Origin of the sequence: Gordonibacter sp. RACS_AR49 (assembly GCF_030418435.1) — a bacterium.
Taxonomy (GTDB): Bacteria; Actinomycetota; Coriobacteriia; order Coriobacteriales; family Eggerthellaceae; genus Gordonibacter; species Gordonibacter urolithinfaciens.
Genome location: NZ_JAIUDM010000002.1, coordinates 584,366 through 603,381 on the forward strand (window position 1 = coordinate 584,366; position 19,016 = coordinate 603,381).

20 protein-coding genes are annotated in these 19,016 nt (G+C 67.8%); 10 read left to right on the forward strand and 10 right to left on the reverse strand.

Features of this window, described 5'->3' with window-relative positions; translation table 11 throughout:
* Positions 1 to 5: 5 nt before the first annotated feature.
* Positions 6 to 785 (reverse strand): SDR family oxidoreductase, encoded by a 780-nt coding sequence (locus tag LB310_RS07135; RefSeq protein ID WP_087191561.1) that lies wholly within the window; start codon positions 783 to 785, stop codon positions 6 to 8.
* A gap of 470 nt (positions 786 to 1,255) precedes the next feature.
* On the opposite strand from LB310_RS07135, the gene LB310_RS07140 reads away from it, so the two are divergent.
* Both LB310_RS07140 and LB310_RS07145 read left to right on the forward strand, forming a co-directional pair.
* On the forward strand, positions 1,256 to 1,699 hold the full coding sequence (locus LB310_RS07140; protein ID WP_301154771.1) for a DUF3788 domain-containing protein: 444 nt from the start codon (positions 1,256 to 1,258) through the stop codon (positions 1,697 to 1,699).
* On the forward strand, positions 1,696 to 2,154 hold the full coding sequence (locus LB310_RS07145; protein WP_087191563.1) for a pyridoxamine 5'-phosphate oxidase family protein: 459 nt from the start codon (positions 1,696 to 1,698) through the stop codon (positions 2,152 to 2,154). The genes LB310_RS07140 and LB310_RS07145 overlap by 4 nt, the downstream gene beginning before the upstream one ends.
* Here the strand turns inward: LB310_RS07145 and LB310_RS07150 are convergent.
* From LB310_RS07150 to LB310_RS07160, 3 genes are read right to left on the reverse strand one after another with little or no spacing between them, the layout of a single operon-like run.
* Positions 2,082 to 2,594 (reverse strand): hypothetical protein, encoded by a 513-nt coding sequence (locus tag LB310_RS07150; protein ID WP_087191564.1) that lies wholly within the window; start codon positions 2,592 to 2,594, stop codon positions 2,082 to 2,084. The genes LB310_RS07145 and LB310_RS07150 overlap by 73 nt on opposite strands.
* Positions 2,595 to 2,644: 50 nt before the next feature.
* Positions 2,645 to 3,076: a hypothetical protein gene (locus LB310_RS07155; protein WP_087191565.1), complete on the reverse strand. Its 432-nt coding sequence runs from the start codon at positions 3,074 to 3,076 to the stop codon at positions 2,645 to 2,647.
* A 54-nt stretch (positions 3,077 to 3,130) separates the two neighbouring features.
* On the reverse strand, positions 3,131 to 3,568 hold the full coding sequence (locus tag LB310_RS07160; protein ID WP_301154772.1) for a LytTR family DNA-binding domain-containing protein: 438 nt from the start codon (positions 3,566 to 3,568) through the stop codon (positions 3,131 to 3,133).
* 177 nt (positions 3,569 to 3,745) lie between these two features.
* Between LB310_RS07160 and LB310_RS07165 the strand changes: the two genes are divergently transcribed.
* Entirely contained in the window at positions 3,746 to 4,792 is a 1,047-nt protein-coding gene (locus LB310_RS07165; RefSeq protein ID WP_301154773.1) for a proline racemase family protein, read from the forward strand.
* Positions 4,793 to 4,813: 21 nt separating this feature from the next.
* Here LB310_RS07165 and LB310_RS07170 read toward each other — a convergent pair whose 3' ends face one another.
* The 4 genes from LB310_RS07170 to LB310_RS07185 all read right to left on the reverse strand — a co-directional run bounded on the left by LB310_RS07170 (position 4,814) and on the right by LB310_RS07185 (position 7,494).
* Entirely contained in the window at positions 4,814 to 5,728 is a 915-nt protein-coding gene (locus LB310_RS07170; protein WP_301154774.1) for a radical SAM protein, read from the reverse strand.
* Positions 5,725 to 6,429 (reverse strand): GyrI-like domain-containing protein, encoded by a 705-nt coding sequence (locus LB310_RS07175; protein ID WP_301154775.1) that lies wholly within the window; start codon positions 6,427 to 6,429, stop codon positions 5,725 to 5,727. The genes LB310_RS07170 and LB310_RS07175 overlap by 4 nt, the downstream gene beginning before the upstream one ends.
* Positions 6,430 to 6,450: 21 nt before the next feature.
* Positions 6,451 to 6,915 carry a zinc ribbon domain-containing protein gene (locus LB310_RS07180; RefSeq protein ID WP_301154776.1) on the reverse strand — a complete coding sequence of 155 codons (465 nt, stop codon included), beginning with the start codon at positions 6,913 to 6,915 and terminating at the stop codon, positions 6,451 to 6,453.
* Between the two features lie 111 nt (positions 6,916 to 7,026).
* A complete protein-coding gene (locus LB310_RS07185; RefSeq protein WP_301154777.1) occupies positions 7,027 to 7,494 on the reverse strand; it encodes a GyrI-like domain-containing protein in 468 nt (155 codons plus the stop codon).
* A gap of 219 nt (positions 7,495 to 7,713) precedes the next feature.
* Between LB310_RS07185 and LB310_RS07190 the strand changes: the two genes are divergently transcribed.
* Together LB310_RS07190 and LB310_RS07195 are read left to right on the forward strand one after the other, a co-directional pair.
* Positions 7,714 to 7,995 carry a helix-turn-helix domain-containing protein gene (locus LB310_RS07190; protein ID WP_087191572.1) on the forward strand — a complete coding sequence of 94 codons (282 nt, stop codon included), beginning with the start codon at positions 7,714 to 7,716 and terminating at the stop codon, positions 7,993 to 7,995.
* Positions 7,976 to 9,268: a HipA domain-containing protein gene (locus tag LB310_RS07195; protein WP_301154778.1), complete on the forward strand. Its 1,293-nt coding sequence runs from the start codon at positions 7,976 to 7,978 to the stop codon at positions 9,266 to 9,268. The genes LB310_RS07190 and LB310_RS07195 overlap by 20 nt, the downstream gene beginning before the upstream one ends.
* Here LB310_RS07195 and LB310_RS07200 read toward each other — a convergent pair.
* Both LB310_RS07200 and LB310_RS07205 read right to left on the reverse strand, forming a co-directional pair.
* Positions 9,265 to 10,209 (reverse strand): YafY family protein, encoded by a 945-nt coding sequence (locus LB310_RS07200; RefSeq protein WP_301154779.1) that lies wholly within the window; start codon positions 10,207 to 10,209, stop codon positions 9,265 to 9,267. The genes LB310_RS07195 and LB310_RS07200 overlap by 4 nt on opposite strands.
* A gap of 9 nt (positions 10,210 to 10,218) precedes the next feature.
* Positions 10,219 to 10,839, reverse strand: coding sequence for a GNAT family N-acetyltransferase (locus LB310_RS07205; RefSeq protein ID WP_301154780.1), 621 nt, complete (start codon positions 10,837 to 10,839; stop codon positions 10,219 to 10,221).
* 359 nt (positions 10,840 to 11,198) lie between these two features.
* On the opposite strand from LB310_RS07205, the gene LB310_RS07210 reads away from it, so the two are divergent.
* The 5 genes from LB310_RS07210 to LB310_RS07230 all read left to right on the forward strand — a co-directional run bounded on the left by LB310_RS07210 (position 11,199) and on the right by LB310_RS07230 (position 19,000).
* Entirely contained in the window at positions 11,199 to 12,332 is a 1,134-nt protein-coding gene (locus LB310_RS07210; protein ID WP_301154781.1) for a serine hydrolase, read from the forward strand.
* Positions 12,333 to 12,341: 9 nt separating this feature from the next.
* Positions 12,342 to 13,574, forward strand: a complete 1,233-nt coding sequence (locus tag LB310_RS07215; protein ID WP_301154782.1) for a hypothetical protein — start codon at positions 12,342 to 12,344, stop codon at positions 13,572 to 13,574.
* 637 nt (positions 13,575 to 14,211) lie between these two features.
* Positions 14,212 to 15,273 carry a phenylalanine--tRNA ligase subunit alpha gene (gene pheS / locus LB310_RS07220; protein WP_096227147.1) on the forward strand — a complete coding sequence of 354 codons (1,062 nt, stop codon included), beginning with the start codon at positions 14,212 to 14,214 and terminating at the stop codon, positions 15,271 to 15,273.
* A 281-nt stretch (positions 15,274 to 15,554) separates the two neighbouring features.
* Positions 15,555 to 18,032, forward strand: a complete 2,478-nt coding sequence (gene pheT, locus LB310_RS07225) for a phenylalanine--tRNA ligase subunit beta (RefSeq protein ID WP_301154783.1) — start codon at positions 15,555 to 15,557, stop codon at positions 18,030 to 18,032.
* A 104-nt stretch (positions 18,033 to 18,136) separates the two neighbouring features.
* Positions 18,137 to 19,000, forward strand: coding sequence for a DegV family protein (locus LB310_RS07230; protein WP_301154784.1), 864 nt, complete (start codon positions 18,137 to 18,139; stop codon positions 18,998 to 19,000).
* Positions 19,001 to 19,016: the final 16 nt, after the last annotated feature.

The following is a 19,016-nucleotide window of genomic DNA, read 5'->3' on the forward strand; positions in this document are numbered from 1 at the left end:
GCCTCCTAGTAGACTTTCTCGGAATTGAGCAGGGCGTCGGTGCCGCCGTCCACGAACAGCACCACGCCGTTGATGCCGCTGGCCTCGGGGCTGGCGATGAACGCCATGGCGTTCGCTATCTCGATGGGCTCCATGAGCGGCTCCTCGCCGAAGTGCGTCGGCACGGGGATGGCCTCCATGGCCGCGCGTTGCTCGGGCAGCATGTTCGCGGTCATGGCCGTGCGCACGTTGCCCGGCGCGATGGCGTTCAGGCGCACGCCGCGCGAACCCCAGTCGGGGCTCATGCGCCGCACCCAGCGGGCGAGCGCGTACTTCGTGGAGGCGTAGTACACGTGCCCGACGGCCGGATCAACGTCCTTCACGAGTTCCAGGATGCGGTCCTCGTCGGCCTGGTTGTTCAGCATGCCTGCCACGTCCATGCGCGCCGCGCCCTGGGCGATGGAGTTCGACGACGTGATAACGCAGCTGCCGCCCCTCTTCTCCAGAAGGTCGCGCACGCCTTTGGCCATCTCGGTGGCGCCGAAGTAGTTGAGCGAGATGATGAGCGAGATGGGCACCTTGCCGCCCGATACGCCCGCGTTGCAGATCATGGCGTCGATGCCCTCGGGATAGCGCTCGTGCAGCTCGGCGATGGCGCCGGCACGGCCCTCCTTCGTGGCCAGGTTCGCCTCGATGTCGCCGTCCTTGAGGTCGATGTTGACCACCTCGTGGCCTCGTTCGCGCAGGATCTCGGCCGTCTTCGCGCCGATGCCGCTCGACGCGCCGGTGATGACGTAGATGCCCATGCGTCCTTCCTTTCATGCGGGGCCGCGCGCAGCACAGCCCTTATCGATACGCATTACTATTACGGGGTAAATCATATACCATGGCCCACGGCGTCCTGCCTGCGCCGGGGCCAACGGTAGCCGAGGCGTCATCCGCGGCGGCTCCCTTTCGGCCGGCGGCCTCGGCGGCTGTCGAAACCGTTGGAGGTGCAACAGCTGCGGGGCGGCGGGCACCTCGGGAGCATGGGCGGCGGGCAGGCGATCGGCTGTCGGGCGTCGTGGGCGGGCAGAGAAGGGGTTCGAAAGCCTACGGAGACGGGGTGCCTGCCGGGACCCGGCTGCCACCTCGGGCCTGCGAACCGGCCGGGGCGGGGAGCTCTGCTCCTGCGTGTCGTTCAAAATAAGGAACATAAGTTCTTAAATTCCCGATCATAAGCTCTAAATCCATGCTATACTGCCCCTAACCGCCCCATGACTCTTGGAGGATGCCCATGGTTGCTTGGCACGAGCTGTTTCCCGTAGACCGCGAGCCGTCGATGGAGGATGTTGCCGACTACGTCGCCAACCCCTTATGGGATGCGTTCATTAGGTTCGTCGACGAGGCCTACGGCGCCCAGCCCCGTATCGAGTACAGCCGCTGCGGGGCCGCGCCGGGCTGGAACGTGAAGTACAAGACGCGCGGGCGGGCGCTCTGCACGGTGTACCCGCACGACGGTTTCTTCATCTGCATGGTGTCGGTGGGATCGAAGGAGAAGCCCGAGGCCGAGGGACTGCTGCCCGCGTGCGATCCGTACGTGCGCGCGCTGTACGAGAGATCGGCCGACAGCAGCATGGGCCGCTGGCTCATGATCGAGGTGACGAGCGAGGCCATCCTGCGCGACGCCGAGGCGCTCATGATGCTGCGCGCCGCGCCGAAGAAGGAGGCGCGCTCATGATGCGCGACCCCGAGCAGACCATCGGCAACCTCGTCGACCACCAGAACGCGTCGTTTATCGGCTCGGTGGACGGGGACGGCTTCCCCGAGATCAAGGCGATGCTCCCGCCGCGCCGGCGCGAGGGCATCCGCACGTTCTACTTCACCACGAACACCTCGTCGATGCGGGTGCGGCACTATCGCGCGCACCCGCAGGCGTGCCTCTACTTCATGGACCGGCGGTTCTTCCGGGGCGTCATGCTCAAGGGCACGATGGAGGTGCTCGAGGACTCGTGGGCGAAGGAGCTTATCTGGCAGGACGGCGACACGACGTACTATCCGCTGGGCGTGACCGATCCTGACTACTGCGTGCTGCGCTTCACGGCCGATGCGGGGCGGTACTATCAGAACTTCGGGTCGGAGGACTTCGTCGTGCCGGAGCCTGCTGGCGAGGAACCGGGCGCACCGGAGGCGTGACGCGCAGGCCGCTTGACCCACCAGGTTGCGGCCACGCTGAACAGGAGCGTCTGCGCGAGTATCTCGAGCGTTCCTCCGATGCTGATGCCCAGGGGCGCGTCCGTGGGCGCGAGGTAGATGAAACCCTCGATGGAGTCGGGCGAAGGGGCCGGCGTGTTGAAGATGCCAACGATGGCTATGACCGCCCACACGACGAGCCAGCCGTGCTTGCGCTCCATGAACGCGGGGCGAATGAGCCAGAGCACGAGGGCGAACAGAGCGCCGCGCACGATCTGGAACACAGGGGCCAGCCCGACGATGGGGTCGTCCAGGGGGCGCATGCCGATGGCCTCTACCGAGGATTGGTAGTCGAACAGGAACATTGCCGCAAAGCCGCACAGGGTGTAGGTGAGGACGTGCGCGACCGTGACCTTCGTGCCGAAGGCGAGCTTCTCTTTCATGGGTATGCCTTTCTGTCGGTTGCGAGACGGGCGGGTGCAGGCGGCCGCGCTCAGCGGCGGTTCTTCTCGCGGTAGCGGGCGAGGGCCTGGTCGTAGCCGCCGGCAGTCTTCTTGAAGTAGACGGTGTAGCCTGCCGTGACGCCCGCGAGGATGAACAGGTACACGATGGCGAAGGCCGCCCAGACGCCGGGATCGTCGAGTGGGAACCACGGGCCCGCCCAGGCGCAGAGTGCCAGCACGGGCAGGCCGCAGGCGCCGAAGCCCGCGATGCGCGCCGGGTAGGCGAGCTTCCTGAACACGGCGCCGGTGAACCAAAGCGCCTGGAGAGCCGCCATCCCGAAGGCGGCGCCGAACACGCTCATGGTGAGGTTGAGCCCGTAGCTCGGCCCGGCGAACAGGTAGCCCATGCCCGTGAACCACAGCATGACGATGGTGAACATGATGCACGCGGCGGAGGCGGCTTGGACGATGATCTTCTTCATGGCGAATTCCTTCGAAATGAGACACGGGGACGGGGTTGACGTCTCATGCGGTGGCTACAGCCCGAGCTTCCGCTTGATGGCGGGCGCGTACTGGCGCGACACGATGACGGCCTCGCCGTTGTCCAGCATGAGCTGCAGGCGCGCGTTCAGGGCGGGCCGGATGGACGCGACGTGGTCGAAGTTCACGAGCATCTGCTTCGATGCGCGCACGAACTCGGTGCCCGCCAGCCGCTCCTCCAACTCGTAGAGCTTGAACGGCGCCTGGTACACGGCATCGGCCGTGTAGAGGAACGTTTTGCCGTCCACGGTCTCGGCGTAGCAGACGTCGTCGACGTCGAGCCGGTACGTCGCCCCGTCGCGCTCGCCGACGAGCACGCGGTCGAACGCGCCGAGCGCAGACACGATGCGCTGCACGCGCTCGTCGATGCGTGGGCATACGATGGCGACTTCGACGTCGTCGAGCGCGGGGTTCTCGGTGATGGTCACGTTCATGGTGCGCGCCTTCCGTTGTCAGGTTGCGGCGGTTGGCCAACGACGCCAGTATGCCCGACCGCGCGGGACCCGCGCAAGGCCGTCGGGGCCCAGTTGCATGCGGGGCCGCGCAAGTTGCACGGACGCGTCGTGTGGTATGCTCGGGAAGCAAGGCGAGGCAGGCGAAGGGGAGGGCGCATGGACGTGGAGGCGAACGTGGATATGGGCCGGTTCGAGGCGGCCGTCAAAGTGGTGGACGTGCATGCGGCCGGGGAGCCCTGCCGGGTAGCCGTGGGAGGCTTTCCGGAGCCTGCGGGCGCCACGATGATCGAGAAGCGCCGCTGGACGGAGCGGCACGCCGACGACCTGCGGCGGGCCCTCATGCTGGAGCCGCGCGGCCACCACGACATGTTCGGCGCGTTCCTGTGCCGGCCGGTCGACCCCCGGGCCGACGTGGGCGTGCTGTTCATGGACACGGGAGGTTACCTCAACATGTGCGGGCACGGCGCCATCGCCGTGGTCACAGCCGTGCTGGAGGCCGGGATCGTGGAGGCGCGCGAGGGTGGGAACGAGGTCGTGCTCGAGGCCCCCGCTGGGCTTATCCGTGCCACGGCCTTGGTGCGCGGCGGTGCGGTGGAGTCTGTGTCGTTCGAGAACGTGCCGTCGTTCGTCTACCGGGACGATGTCGCGGTGCAGGTGGAAGGGCGCACCGTGCCGCTGACCATCGCCTTCGGCGGCAGCTTCTTCGCGCTTGCGGACGCTGACGGCCTGGGTCTCGGCGACATCGGCCCCGAGACGGCTCCCGCCTACGCGCGCCTCGGCATGCTCGTGCGCGACGAGGTGAACCGCACGGTGGCCGTGAGCCATCCGGCGCTCGACATCGACACGGTGGACCTCGTGGAGTTCTCGGCATCGGGGGCGCCTGCGGCACCCGATGCCCCGGCGGCGCTGCGCCATGTGGTGGTGTTCGGTGCCGGGCAGGTGGACCGCTCGCCGTGCGGCACGGGCCTGAGCGCAAAGCTCGCCGCACTCCACCGCGCGGGCAAGGTTGCCGTGGGAGAGCCGGTGGTCTGCGAGAGCGTGATCGGGACCCGCTTCACCGGCACCATCGACCGGACGACGCAGGTTGGCGACCGTGCGGCAATCGTCCCGCGTATAACGGGCAGCGCCTACCTCACCGGCTTCGGCACCTGCCTCGTTGACCCGAACGACCCGCTCGGCCATGGCTTCCTGCTGCCGCGCTGACCTTACCGTACTGTTGCCCGGTCAGAACAGGCTGCCCTGCGTGCCGATGGGCTGGGCGGGCTTGTACGCCTTGATGATGTCGGACATGCGCCACAGAAGCCCGTGCTGCTTGCACAACGCGCGGAACAGGGCGCGGTTCTCGCTTGCGCGCGGGCTGTTGCAGAAGTAGCGCTCGCCGTACGCGGCGCGGTAGCGCTCGGGCAGCGCGGGGTCGACGGCGGCGATGCGCTCGAGGAAGTGCTCGCGCTGGCGGTCGCGCATCGTGACGCCCGTCATGTGGAAGACGAACCGCGCGCCGGCCGCCGCCGCGCCCTCAACGACGCCGCGGATCGTGTCATCATCGTCCGTCACCCAGGGCAGCGTCGGCGTGAACAGCGCGCCGCAGAACACGCCGGCGTCCGCCAGCTCGGCCAGCGCTGCGAAGCGCTCGCTCGGCGAAGGCGCGTGCGGCTCGATGATGCGCGCCAGCTCGTCGTCGGCCGTGGTGACGGTGACCTTCGCGATGGCGCCGCCCTCGCGCCCGATGGCGCTCAGCAGGTCGGCGTCGCGCGTGACGAGGGTGCTCTTCGTGTCCACCGAAACGCCGAAGCCGAACTCCTCCACCAGCTCGAGCGCCCCGCGCGTCACGCGCAGCTCCCGCTCGAACGGGTTGTAGGTGTCGGACATGGCGCCGATGCCCACGATGCCGCGCGCGCGGCGGCTGCGCAGCTCGCGCCGCAGGATGGCCAGCGCGTCGAACTTGACGCTCACCTGGTCGAAGTCGTCGATGCGGTAGCACTCGCTCCGGCTGTCGCAGTAGATGCAGCCGTGGCAGCAGCCACGGTAGAGGTTCATGTTGTAGTCGATGCCGAACCACTCGACGCCGTGCGCGCGCACTTTCTGGAGGATCGATCGCGCGCGCACGACGGGGCAGGGGCTTGGCGCGGCATCGCTCATGCGGATGCGGGCTTCACGGGGTGGCGCAGCACGGTGCGCAGGTTCTCCGGCTTCGTGCGGCGCGGATCGCCCAGGTAGATCTCGTGGTGCAGGCGCACCGAGGGAACGCCGCCATCCGCATCGAGCATGTCCATCAGGGCCTCGGCGCTCGGCGGGTCGGCGATGTCCCCCGCGCGTCCCGTCGTGCGGACGAACTCCTCGAGAGCGGCAACCGTGGCGGGCTCGTCGTCGTAGGGCCCCTTGTGCATGATCTGCGCGCAGGGTCCTTCGGCGAAGCGCACGAGCCGCGCGCGGCCGACGTCGAGCCCGGGCTTCTTCGCCGCGACCTGCTCGCGCGCCCAGGCAAATACTCCCGGCGTGACGAAATCGGGCTGGCGGATCATCGACACCCAGTTGAGCGCATCCTTGTCCTCGATGCGCTTTCCGTCGAAGCCGCCTCCCCACCACAGCCCTTCGAGCGGCGGCACGACGTAGTCGAAGTAGCCTTCCGGCTGCCAGTCGCCCATCTTCGCCATCTTCACGGTGAACGAGAAGGCGTAGAGCAGCCCGAGCGCCTCGGCGTAGTCGCCGTTCTCCTCGTTCGGGTTGCCCGAGCCGGCTACCGCGATGAACGTCATTGCCGGCACGTCGATGAGCATCGGCTTCGTCTTCGGCAGGTAGAGGTCCTTGTATTCCTTCTTGAAATCGAATGCTGCGCCCATGGGGTCCTCCTTCTTCGTCGTTCAGTCGGCGGCTGCGCCTTTCCAGCGTTCGAGCGTGGGCAGCAGCGATTCCATGTAGGCGCGCGCCTCTTCCTCGGTGAAGGGCGCCTCGGGGCCGGCCATGTTCTCCACGCAGATCTCAACCATGTCCTCCATGGTGCATTCGCCCAGGTAATCGCCGTTCGCATAGCACCACTTGCAATGATGTTCGCTGGGCGAGCCGTCCGCCTCCGTGCCCAGCAGGCTTGCGTCCGCGAGGGGCATGCCGCAGCTCTGGCACACGGCCTGCAGGGGCATGTCGAGCAGCTTCTCGATGGGCACGTTAAACGTGGTGGCGATCAGTTTGAGCGCGTCGATGCCTGGCTGCGTGTCTCCGCACTCCCAACGCGACACCGCCTGGCGCGTGACGAACAGGCGGTCCGCCATCTCCGCCTGGGTGAGGCCGTTTCGCTCCCTGATCTCGATGAGCGTGTCCTTGATCGCCATGAAGGGCTCCTTTTCCCGGTGTCGATACTCAGGTTCCATGGAACCATGGCGCACGCGGCCCCGTCAAGCAACAGCCGGTTGCCCGACGGGGCCGCGCGTTCGGCGCGGGCGTTATCGCAGGGCCACGTACACGTCGATGTCGGCGCAGGACATGTCCTCGCCCGGAAGGTACGCCTCGAAGTCCACGGTGTACGCGCGCTGCGCCGTCAGCTCCTCGTCGGCCCAGATCTCCTCCCAGGCCTTGGCCACGCTCGCCACGCAGTCGCCGCCGCGGATGGCGATCTTCGCGTAGCGGCCTGCGGCGATGGTCTGGGCTTCCATGCCCTCGGGCGCGTCTGCGGACGTCTCGCAGCCCACGAGCATCGTGTAGCCCATGTCGCTCATATCGTAATCGTAGTACAGCCCGAAGCAGCCGTACGGCTCGACGCGCGTCTCGTGGATGGTGCGGTCCATGCCCTCGCCCATGAAGCGTCCCCACAGCTGGCCGATCGCGGCCACTTCCTCGGGGGAGTTGTTCGACGTGCGGATGGTGGGGCCCACGATGGTGCGCTCGGGAAGCTCGACTATCTCATACTGCATGGTTCGGATCCTTTCGAAGCGGTGAATGTTGACAAGGAGCACGATACCGAACATAACCGGACAGGGCGTGTCCGGTTATGCGGGAAAGTTTGGGGAATCGTAGAGGATATAGATTGTCAAATATTTTAGATATTCGATCAAAACTATAAATCGTCAATAATATTTGATATGCGGTGCTATACTCGACTTATCAAATATTGTTGACAAAGGAGCGTGACGATGGAGTGGAGCAACGTGTATTCCCCTAAGCAGCTCGGCGCGTTTTTGAAGAAGCGGCGCAAGGAGCGCGGCATCAGCCAAGACCAATACGCCGAGATGATAGGCGTTTCCCATGCAACGCTGTCTGCTCTCGAGAACGGCAAGTCGGTCTCTTCGACCACGATGTTCAAGGCGATCGGTTTTTTGGGACTGAACCTCGTGGTGGTTCCGAAAACCGCGCGTACGAAGGTGGTGCTTGCGAAGGATGTAGAGGAGCGAGAGGATGACGGCCATGCGCGGTGACAATCTGCTCGTGTACGTTGGCGACAAGATCGTCGGCCGGCTCGAACCGGTAAGGGACGGTGCGAGGTTCAGGTACGAGCCCTCGTTCGCCGCTTCTCACGCCGGCGAAGCGTTGCTTTCAACCGCGTTGCCCGTGCAGGACGAACCGTTTGATCGGGAAACGACGCGAAGGTGGTTCTCCGGCCTTCTGCCCGAAGCGGCGCGCTTGGGCGAAGTGAGCCGCTTCTTCGGCCTGCATTCGGAATCGTACGTCGACCTTTTGCGCGAAGTTGGATGGGAATGCGCGGGTGCCGTTCGCGTTCTTCCGGTTGGCGCCGAGATTGCGCGTGACGACGATACGGCCTGCAAGCGTCTCGGAGAGGAAGAGCTTGCGCGACGGCTCGCCGCATTGCCCACCCATCCGTTCGACAGCGCCTCGACCATGCGCGTGTCGTTGGGCGGGTACCAAGAAAAGCTCTGCGTCGTTGCATCTGAAGACCCCGAGGTTGTCGACGGTCGGATCGAGCGCCTGGAAGTAGCACTTCCTTTGCGGGGCGCTCCGACGACGCACATCCTCAAGCCCCAACCGCGCGACCGTCTTGAAGGCTTATGCGAGGGCGAGGCGTGGGCGATGGCTGCCGCTCGTTGCGCGACGGCGACGGCCGAGTCGGCGCTGTACTATGCAAGCGACGGTACGCCGGTCCTGATGGTGCGGCGCTACGACCGGGAACGCGTCGACGGCAAGATCGTCCGCATTCATCAGGAAGACGGGGCGCAAGCGCTGGGATTGGGGCCCGAGCAGAAGTACGCGGCCGAGCGCGCCCCGCAGAAAAGCGATCCAGCGTTTCAAGGTTTGGCCTCCTTGCTGGCGACATATGCGCTGGATCCGCACGGTCAGATGCTGGTTCTCCTTCGCCAGTTGACGGTGAATCTCGTGCTGGGAAACACCGACGCCCATGCGAAGAACTACTCCCTGTTGCACGATGCTACGGGAGCCGTGTCGCTCAGCCCACTGTACGACGTGGTTCCCGCGCGCGAGATCACGCCGCAGGTGCTGACGCTGGGCATGCGCGTGCATGGGCGTATAAGGTCCGATCGGGTCGCTCGCCAACAGGTGGTGGGCGAAGCGATGTCTTGGGGGCTTTCGGCGCGAGCGATCGAACGGGAGCTCGACGAAGCTTTGGACGACCTTGAGCGCGGCGTAGAAGCTGCTTCTGCGTTGTATCCCGCAGCGGGAAGCAGGCATGCTGCTGCGGCCCTTACGCGACTTGCCGAGCTGCGCGAGAGTTGTTAGGCACCGGCACCGGCACCGGCGTCGGGCTCGTCCTCTGCGTAGCGCTGGGCGACGGCTTCGCCCTGCTCGCGCAGCCAGGCGCGCACATCGGCGGGTTCGAGCACTTCGAGCAGCTCGCCGAACGACAGCAGGTAGTAGCGCGTGCGCTCCCCGATGTCGCAGACGAGCGTCACCAGCCAGCTGCCGTCTGCCTCGCGCTCGATCGTCTCCGGAGCGAACTCCTCGCGCACCCGTGCTTCCGCTTCGGGGGCGAAGCGCATGACCAGCCGGTCGCTTCCCCTCATGTGGCCGCCCTCGTCGAACGCGGGCATCGGGCGCGCCTCGAACGTGTCGGGCGCGACGCTGATCGTCTCCCAATCGATGCGGAACAGCTTGAACGTGCGCCATGCCTCGCGCTCGCGGCACCAGGCGCGCAGGTACCACGACGATTCCTTGAACACGAGCTGCGCGGGCTCCACCGTGCGCTCGGTGCGGTTGCCGGCGGCGTCGAAGTACGCAAAAGACAGTGGGTGCCGGCCGATGGTGGCGCTGCGGATGGCATCGAACGCGGCGCGGTAGTTCGGCGGCGCGCCCCAGAACGAGAAGTCCATGTCGAGCCAGTCGACGTTCTCGCGCTGGAACAGCCGTCCGAGGCGCGCAGCCGTCTCGTCGCTCGCCTCGTCTGCCGCGCCGGTGCGGTTGAGCGCCGAGAGCGCCGCCATGATGTCGCTCTGCTCGCGCTCGCTCAGCACCGAGCGGTCCAGCACGTAGCCGTCCATGAGGTGCACGCCGCCGCCCTTGCCGCGCGTCATGTACACGGGCACGCCCGCCGCCGACAGCGCGTCCACGTCGCGACGCACCGTGCGTTCGGACACTTCCAGCTTGGCCGCCAGCTCCGCCGTGGTGGAGGTGCCGCGGTCCATCAGCAGGTAGACGATCTCGAACAGGCGCTGGGGCTGCATGGCGGGTTCCTAAGCGCGCTGACGCTGCGCGGCCGCGGCGTTCGCGCGGGCCAGCACGTCGTTCACGACGGCAGCGTCGCGGCACAGCAGGGCGGGGAAGGGGACAGGCGCCTTCGGTGCTGGGTCGAAGGCCGCCAGGGGCAGGGAGAGCCATGCCACGTCGCGCCAGGCGCCGCAGGTGTAGCCGGCGTTGCGCTGGATGCCCATGAGCTGGAAGCCGAACGCCTCGTGCAGGCGCTCGCTGGCCGCGTTCGGCAACGTGACGCGCGCGTAGGCGCATTTCATGCCCTGCAGGCGCACGAGCTCGATCAGGGCTCCGTAAAGCGCGCTTCCCTGCCCGGCGCCTTGGGCTCCGGGAGCCAGGTACACCGACAGCTCGGCGTTCCAGGCGTAGGCCGCCCGCTCGGCCTGGGCGTGCGCGTAGGCAAAGCCCACCATGCGTCCGTCCTGTTCGGACACGAGGTACGGGTAGCCGGCGAGCACGCCTGCGACCCGCTCGCGGAACGCTTCGGCCGAGGGCACCTCTTCCTCGAACGTGACGGGCGTGTCAACGAAGGGCGCGTACACGGCGAGGATGGCGTCCGCGTCGTCGGCGGTCGCGAGGCGTATGCGGGTGGGAGCGGGTCTCACGTGACGTCTTTCCGGTCGGGGAGGGGCATTGTCCCGCCCATACTACCACGGAGCCGTCGCCGCCGCCCATGGCAGGGCGGTGCAGGCGTCGGCCAAGAGGGGCGCTCGCTCTCGGAAAACACCGTCCCCCGAGGAACGAAAGCGCTGGTGATAATAAGCGTTCAATCCCCTTTCCCCCGCGGGGGGACCATGCGAACAGACCGTGGCGCTGTTGTGTTGTTCGGTTGCGTCGTCTTGTCGTTGCCCGGCTGTTACGGAATACTCGGTGGGGAAAAGGGCAGAACAGCCGCCCCGGACAGCGCGGCGCATTAGAAGCACGGCGCAGGGTTGCGGCAGGAAGGAAGCGAAACGGCGAAACCATGGGGAAGGGTTCGGGCATACGGCGGCTGCGCCGACGGATAAGGCACCTGCCGACGTGGTCGAAGGCGGCCGCGCTCGCGCTCGTGGGCGTCGTGGCCTTCTTCGGCGTGGCGATCGGGGCGGGGGCTGCCGCCGAGCGCCCTGAGGAGCCGGCCGTGTCGCTGGGTGCGGCCGACGCCGCTCCGGATATCCCTGTCGCCGTGGCGGACGAAGCGGTCCTGCCGCCCGACATCGCGACGGCATCGGCACCCGCGGCGAGCGACGTGGAGCCGGCGGTGCTCGACGCGGCATCCGGCACGGCCGACGTCAACCTCTTCGACGCCTCGGGGGCCCAGCGTCCCGTTGACCCGTCCGAGGTGCCCGCCGTGGCTGCGGCGCTCGAAGCGTTCCGCAGCGCTGGTTGCGACGCCGGCTTCGTCGTATACGATTTCGCCTCCCAGCGCGGCCTTGGCTGCAACGCCGATGCGGCCTTCTCCTCGGCGAGCACCATCAAGGCACCGTTCGTCACGTACGTGGCCCAGGCCCTGGTCGACGAGGGAAGGGCGGCGCTCGACGACGTGGTCTTCGAGGACACGGTCATGGAGGGCACGGGCATCATGGCCTCCGACGGCCAGAGCACCTACGACCTGGCCACGGTGCTCACGGACACCATCGTCTACTCCGACAACACCGGTTACGCGCTGCTCCGCAACCGCTACGGCGAAGGCTTCGAGGCGTGGACGGCGGCGGCCGGCGTGGACGCTGCGGCCTGGGGTGGCGAGTGGTACCCCTCCTACACGCCGCGCGACTTGGCGAAGCTCTGGCTTGGCGTGGGCGGGTACCTCGGGGGCGGGGGCGGCCTGGCCTCCTTCTGCGAAGGGCTGTTCGCGCAGACCGGCACCTCGTTCATCCGCGAGGTGCTCGGATCCGACCATCAGGTGCTCTCGAAGGCCGGCTACGAGATCGACACGCCCCTGTACGACATGGGCGCGCTCAACGACGCCGGCATCGTCAAGTCCGCCGCAGGCAACTACTTGGTGGCCGTCATGTCGGATGCCGACTACGACGACGCGTACTTCACCGACAACGAGCCGCTCATCCTTAACCTGATCGCCGCGCTCGACGAAGCGCACGACCGGCTGCTCGCAGCCTAAGGACTTCTTATGAACCCGAACGCGTACCCGGCCACGAACGTCCCGTCCGCCGAACCCGTCCGCCCGCAGCGCCGGCGCCCCGCTGCTCCGTTTGCCGCACGCGCAGTGCTGGGCTGCCTGCTGGTGGCGCTTCTGGCCTGCGGGCTCGTTCCCTTCGCGCCGCGGGCGGCGGGGGCCGACGAGGTTGACGAGGCCGCCGTGGCCGAGGCCGAGCGCTCCGTGGAGGAGGCCCAGAGCGCGCTCGACGGCGCCGAGTCGAGCCGGCAGGGCATCGCCGCCGACCACGAGGCGCTCGTCCAGGAGGTCGCCGAGCTGCAGAAGCGCATCGACGAGACTACGGCCCAGGCTCTGGAGGCCCAGCAGGAGGTCATCGACGGGCGCGCGGCCCTGGCCAAGGCGGCGGTCTACGAGTACCGCGGGGGCTCGGCCCAGTCGCTCGTCATGCTGCTGCTGGAGGCGCAGAGCTTCGACGAGCTCGTGCGCAACCTGGTCTACCTCTCGAGTGTGGTGCAGTACCAGGTGGACGAGATCGAGGCGCAGAAGGAGCGCTCGGCCCGCTTCGAGGCGCTCATGGAAGATCTGAACGCGCAGAAGGACGAGCAGGAAGGGAAGCTGGCCGAGCTCGAGGAGAAGAAGGTTCAGGCCGAGCAGACGGTGTCCGACGCCTCGACGAGGCTGCAGGGGGCGCAGAGCGAATACTCCTCCATGTTGGAGGAGCTGCAGCGCAAGATCGAGGAGGCGGAGGCCCAGGGCTCCGCGCCTACCGAGCCGGTGGCCGTCGACGAGTCGAACACGAACACGTCGCGCCCGGGCGACCAGATGACGGATGTCGCGCCCGACCCGTCGCCCTCTCCGGCACCCGACGGCGGCTCGGGGTCCGATCCGGCGCCGGAACCCGCGCCCGATCCCGGCGTCGGCTGGTCCACGGGAGTCGCCTCGGCGTACGGCGGCTCCACCGACCCCTCGACGCCGAACCCCGGCATCACGGCCACGGGCGCCGTCTGCGACGACTGGTCCATGGGCGTGGCCGTGCCCATGGCGTGGCCACGGTACTGGCAGTACTACGGGCGCACCGTCGAGATCTCCTACGGCGGCATGACGGTGCTCGCCACCGTGAACGACTGCGGCTACATGGGCGGCGGCAGCCGCTCCCTCGACCTGCAGCCCGGTGTGTGGAAGGCGTTCGGCTTCTCGTCGTGCAACGACTGGGGCCTGCGCACCGTGAGCTACCGCTTCCTGTAGGGGCGTGGCAAAAGCCCAGGGATGATGTCGCACGGAGGCGATGTCGTGTTACGGGGGGGGGGCGACGCCATGCTCCCCGGCGCGCTAGGGTTCTGCGAGAATGCCGAGAATGCGACATCGTCTCCGGGGACGACGCAGCAGGATGACGCAGGACGGGGATAATGTCGTCAAATCCGATACCTCGGATTTGACGACATTATCCCCGTCCCCCTGTCTCGTTTGTGCTAAACTGCAACGTTACATGCGATGACGAAGACAGCGCCGTGCGGCGCGGTTGCCATCAGAGACGGGTGCCACCGGCTGAGAGCACCCGGGCGACCAGTGCGGCGATTCCCTTCCGAGCAGCGCGTTTGAATGCGGATGCGGCCCGGCGGCAGCGGGGCGGCAAGACGTGCAGTAGGACGCGACGGGTGCTCCCGTTACCGAGCGCAAGAGCGGGCGGCTTTAAGCCGCACCCCGCGTCGTCGCAAGGCGGGCGGGTGTGCAGTGAAGGCACGCCAACCGAGGTGGTACCGCGAGAGCCTTCTCTCGTCCTTGGACCGGGGCCGTGCCCCACACGACAAGGACGAGAGAAGGCTCTTTTTCATTGCGCCGGCTGCGGCGGGCGCGGGGAGAGACGGAAAGGAAGCACGAGGACATGGGTATCGTGGACGAAGTGGCGGCGCTGCGCGAGCAGACGCTCGCCCGCATCGCGGAGGCGGCCGACACCGCCGCGCTCGAGCAGGTGCGCATCGGCGTGCTCGGCAAGGCCGGCACGCTGACGGGCTATCTGCGCAGCATGGGACAGGTGCCGAAAGAGGAGCGCGCGGCCGTCGGCAAGACGGTGAACGAGGTGCGCGAGGCGGTGGAGGAGGCGCTGGCCGCACGCAAGGCGGCCCTCGATGCCGCCGAGCTGGCCGCGGCCATCGACGCGGCGGCCGTGGACGTGACGCTGCCGGGCCGCGCCCAGCAGATGGGCACGCGCCACCTCATCAACCGCATCACCGACGAGATCTCCGAGATATTCCTCGGTCTGGGCTACACGGTGGCCGAGGGCCCCGAGGTGGAGACCGACTACTACAACTTCGAGGCGCTCAACGCCCCGGCCGACCATCCCAGCCGCAGCCTGGCCGACACGTTCTACGTGGTGGACCGCTCCGGCGACGAGGCCGCCGTGCGCGGTGAGTCCGACGTGCTGCTGCGCACGCAGACCTCGGGCGTGCAGGTGCACGCGATGGAGGACAACGAGCTGCCCATCTTCGTCATCGCGCCCGGCAAGGTGTACCGTCGCGATGTGGCCGACCCGTCCCACCTGCCCCAGTTCACGCAGATCGAGGGCTTGGTGGTGGACGAGGGCATCACGTTCGGCGACCTCAAGGGCACGCTCGACTACCTGTGCAAGCAGCTGTTCGGCGAAGAGCGCAGGACGCGGTTCCGCGCCCACTACTTCCCGTTCACGGAACCGTCGGCCGAGGTGGACGTGAGCTGCGGTATCTGCCACGGCGAAGGCTGCCGCTTCTGTAAGGGCACCGGCTGGCTGGAGATCCTCGGCTGCGGCATGGTGGACCCGAACGTGCTGTCCATGTCCGGCATCGACCCCGAGAAGTACTCCGGCTTCGCCTTCGGCATGGGGGTGGAGCGCATCGCCTGCCTGAAGTACAACGTGCCGGATCTGCGCATGCTGGTGGAAGGCGACATGCGCTTCCTTCGGCAGTTCTAGGGTTTCTGGCGGCGACGGCGGGGCGGCGCCCAGTCGCTCGAACAGTCCTCGCTGCGCTGCGGAACTCGCTTGGTGGGCGCCGCCCCGCCGTCGCCTTCACATGGTTGACGTTGTTGCGGCTCGCCTGATGACCGGTGTTCGGACTCGGGCCGAAGGGGGTCAGGCAGGCGTGGGCATGGTGAGAGGGGTTGACCTGCGCGTTTTGCTTTCTTGGGAGGCGCGAGGGGCGGGAGTGGTTCGGAATAGTATGCGCGACGCGCATAGACGATAGGAAGAACGATATGAAAGTATCTTTGAAGTGGCTGAGCGAATATGTGGACGTGCCTTCGGACACGAAGGCGTTCTGCGATCGGCTCGATCTGACGGGCACGGGCGTGGAGGCGGTGGAGAGGACCGGCGCGGCGCTCGACGGGGTGGTCGTGGGGCACGTGCTCACCTGCGAGCTGCACCCGGACAGCGACCACCTGCACGTCGTGACGGTTGACGTGGGCGCAGGCGAACCCGTGCAGATCGTGTGCGGCGCGCCGAACATCGCGGCGGGCATCAAGGTGCCGGTGGCCACCGTGGGCGCGGTGCTGCCGGGCGACCTCAAGATCAAGAAGTCGAAGCTGCGCGGCGTTCCCAGCTGCGGCATGTGCTGCTCGCAGCGCGAGCTGGGGATGGGCGGCGATCATGCGGGCATCTGGATCCTGCCCGAGGACGCGCCCGTAGGCATGCCCATCGCCGATTTCGCGCAGCTCTCCGACACGGTGCTCGACCTGGAGATCACGCCGAACCGTCCCGACTGCCTTTCCATGGTGGGCATGGCGCGCGAGGTGGGCGCCATGTACCGCACCGACTACGAGAGCCCGCTCGGGCGCATGGCGGGCAAGCTCGTGCTGGACGCCTCCTCGGCGCCCGTCGACGAGACGGTGAGGATCACCATCGAGGACGCGGTGCGCTGCCCGCGTTACACCGCGCGCGTCATCCGCGGGGTCAAGGTCGGGCCGAGCCCCGACTGGATGGTCGAGCGCCTGGCGGCTATCGGCCAGCGCTCCATCAACAACATCGTGGACGTGACGAACTATATCCTGTTCCTGTTCGGCCAGCCGCTGCACGCCTTCGACCTGGACAAGCTCAAGAATGCGGACGGCGTGGCGCATATCGTGGTGCGCGCGGCCGCCGAAGGCGAGCGCCTGACCACGCTGGACGGCGAGGATCGCGCGCTCACGCCCGATATGACGGTCATCTCCACGCCGGAGCTCGGTGCCGTGGCGCTCGCGGGCGTCATGGGCGGCCTGGACACCGAGGTCACGGACGGGACGGTGGACATCCTGCTGGAGGCCGCCACGTTCGAGCCGGGCCGCACGAGCCGCACGAGCCGCAACCTGGGCCTGTTCAGCGAGAGCTCCATGCGCTACGAGCGCGGCGTGGACGACCACGGCATCGAGGAGCGTTCGGCTGCGGCCGCCGCGCTCATGGTGGAGGTGGCCGGGGGCTCGGTGAGCGCCGCCGTCCGCAACGGCGAGGGCATCGTGGACGAGTGGCCGGCGCCCTCGACGGCGCCCGACTTGCGCTTCCGCATCCCGCGCTTCTGCGCCATGATGGGGGCTGACATCCCGCGCGCCGACATCGAGGACATCCTGCGCCGTCTCGGCTGCGCGGTGGCCGACGATCCGGCGGGCAATGCCGACGTTCTGGCCGTGACGGCGCCCACGTTCCGACCGGACCTCGATCGCGAGATCGACCTGTACGAGGAGGTGCTGCGCCTGTGGGGCATGGACCGCATCCCGGCCACGCTGCCCGGCGGCCCCGGCCGCGTGGGCACGCGCTCGCAGATGGAGCACGTCATGGACACGGTGAACGCCGTCATGCGCGCGAGCGGCCTCAACGAGACGATGACCTACTCGTTCGCCGAGCCGAGCGACCTCGACCGCCTGCGCATGCCGCACGAGGGGCTGGGCGAGCCGGTCGAGCTCATCAACCCCCTGAACGCCGACCAGTCCGTCATGCGCCAGAGCATCGTGCCGGGCCTTCTGCGCAGCGTGGCCTACAACCAGAGCCGCGGCGTGAAGAACGTCCAGCTCTACGAGGCGGGCGCCGTGTTCTTCGCGGCCGAGGGGCGCAAGCAGCCCAAGGAGCGCCGACGCCTGGCGGGCGTGCTGGCGGGGGCCATGGGCGATACGGGCTGGAACGCCGCGCCGGCCCCGTTCGACTTCTTCGACGGCAAGGGCGTCGTCGAGAGCCTGGCGCGCGAGCTGGCGCTGCCGAAGCTGCGCTTCAAGCCGCTCTCCGCCGAGGAGGCCCCGCACCTGCAGCCCGGGCGGGCCGCCGCGGTGCTGTCGGGCGGAGCCGAACTCGGTTGGGTGGGCGAGCTGCACCCGCTGGCCGTGGAAGCCTTCGAGGCGGACGCGCCGGTGGTGGCGTTCGAGCTGGACGTGGAGGCGCTCGCGAAGGCGTCGCGCCCCGCGCGCGACTACCGCGACGTGCCCACGTTCCCTGCCGTGTCCATGGATGTGGCGTTCGTCGTGGACGAGGGCGTCGCGCACGAGAAGCTCGTGCAGTGCATGACCTCGGCGGGCGGCAAGCTGCTGGAGGACGCGCGCCTGTTCGACGTGTACCGCGACGAGGAGCGTTTGGGCGCGGGCAGGAAGTCGCTGGCCTACGCGCTCACGTACCGCGCGACCGACCGCACGCTCACGAGCGACGAGGTGGACAAGGCTCATGAGCGCTTGGTGAAGAAGGTGTGCACGGCCACCGGTGCCGAGGTGCGCGGCTAGCCGATCGGCCATAATGGTAGGGTAAGCAAGAGGGACGGGATTCGGGGCCCGTCTGCATCGGGCGGCGGGGGAATCCCGTCGCCTGCTGTCTGGGAGGGCAACAGGTGGAAAAGAGCATCGCAGTCGCGACGGACACGAACAGCGGCATCATGCAGGAAGAGGCCGAGCAGCTGGGCGTGCACGTGGTGCCCATGCCCTTCGTCGTGGACGGGGAGGAGTGCTTCGAAGGCGTGAACCTGGACGCCGAGCGCTTCTATGCGCGCCAGACCGCAGGCGCGGACATCGTTACGTCGCAACCGTCCATCGTCGATCTGGGCAAGCGCTGGGCCGAGCTGCTCGAAGCGTATGACGAAGTCGTCTACATCCCCATGTCCAGCGGCCTGTCCGGCTCGTGCGAGACGGCGTGCCAGGTGGCCCGGCACTGCAACGGGCGCGTGCACGTGGTGGACAACCAGCGCATCTCGGTCACGCAGCGCGAGGCGGTGCTCGACGCGCTGCGTTGGATCGGCGAAGGTCGCACGGCGGCCGAGACGTGCGCGCTGCTGGAGCGCACGAAGCTCGACGCCAGCATCTACCTCATGGTGGATACGATGGCCTACCTGCAGAAGAGCGGGCGTATCACGCCGGCTGCCGCGGCCATCGGCTCCGTGCTCAAGATCAAGCCGGTGCTGCAGATCCAAGGCGAGAAGCTCGATGCCTTCTCGGTTGCCAAGTCTTCCAAGGCCGCGAAGCGCACCATGGTCAAGGCGCTCTCGCGCGACGTGCAGGATCGCTTCGGCGGCGCGGGCGGCGTGCACCTCTACGTGGCGCACACGAACCGCGACGAGGACGCCCGGGCGTTCGCCGACGAGGTGCGCGCCCACTTCGGCACGGACGACGTCTACGTCGACCGCCTCCCCCTGAGCATCGCCTGCCACGTGGGCCCCGGCGCCCTGGGCATCGGCTGCGCCAAGAAGCAGTTTGCGTAGGGCTGCAGGTTGCCGA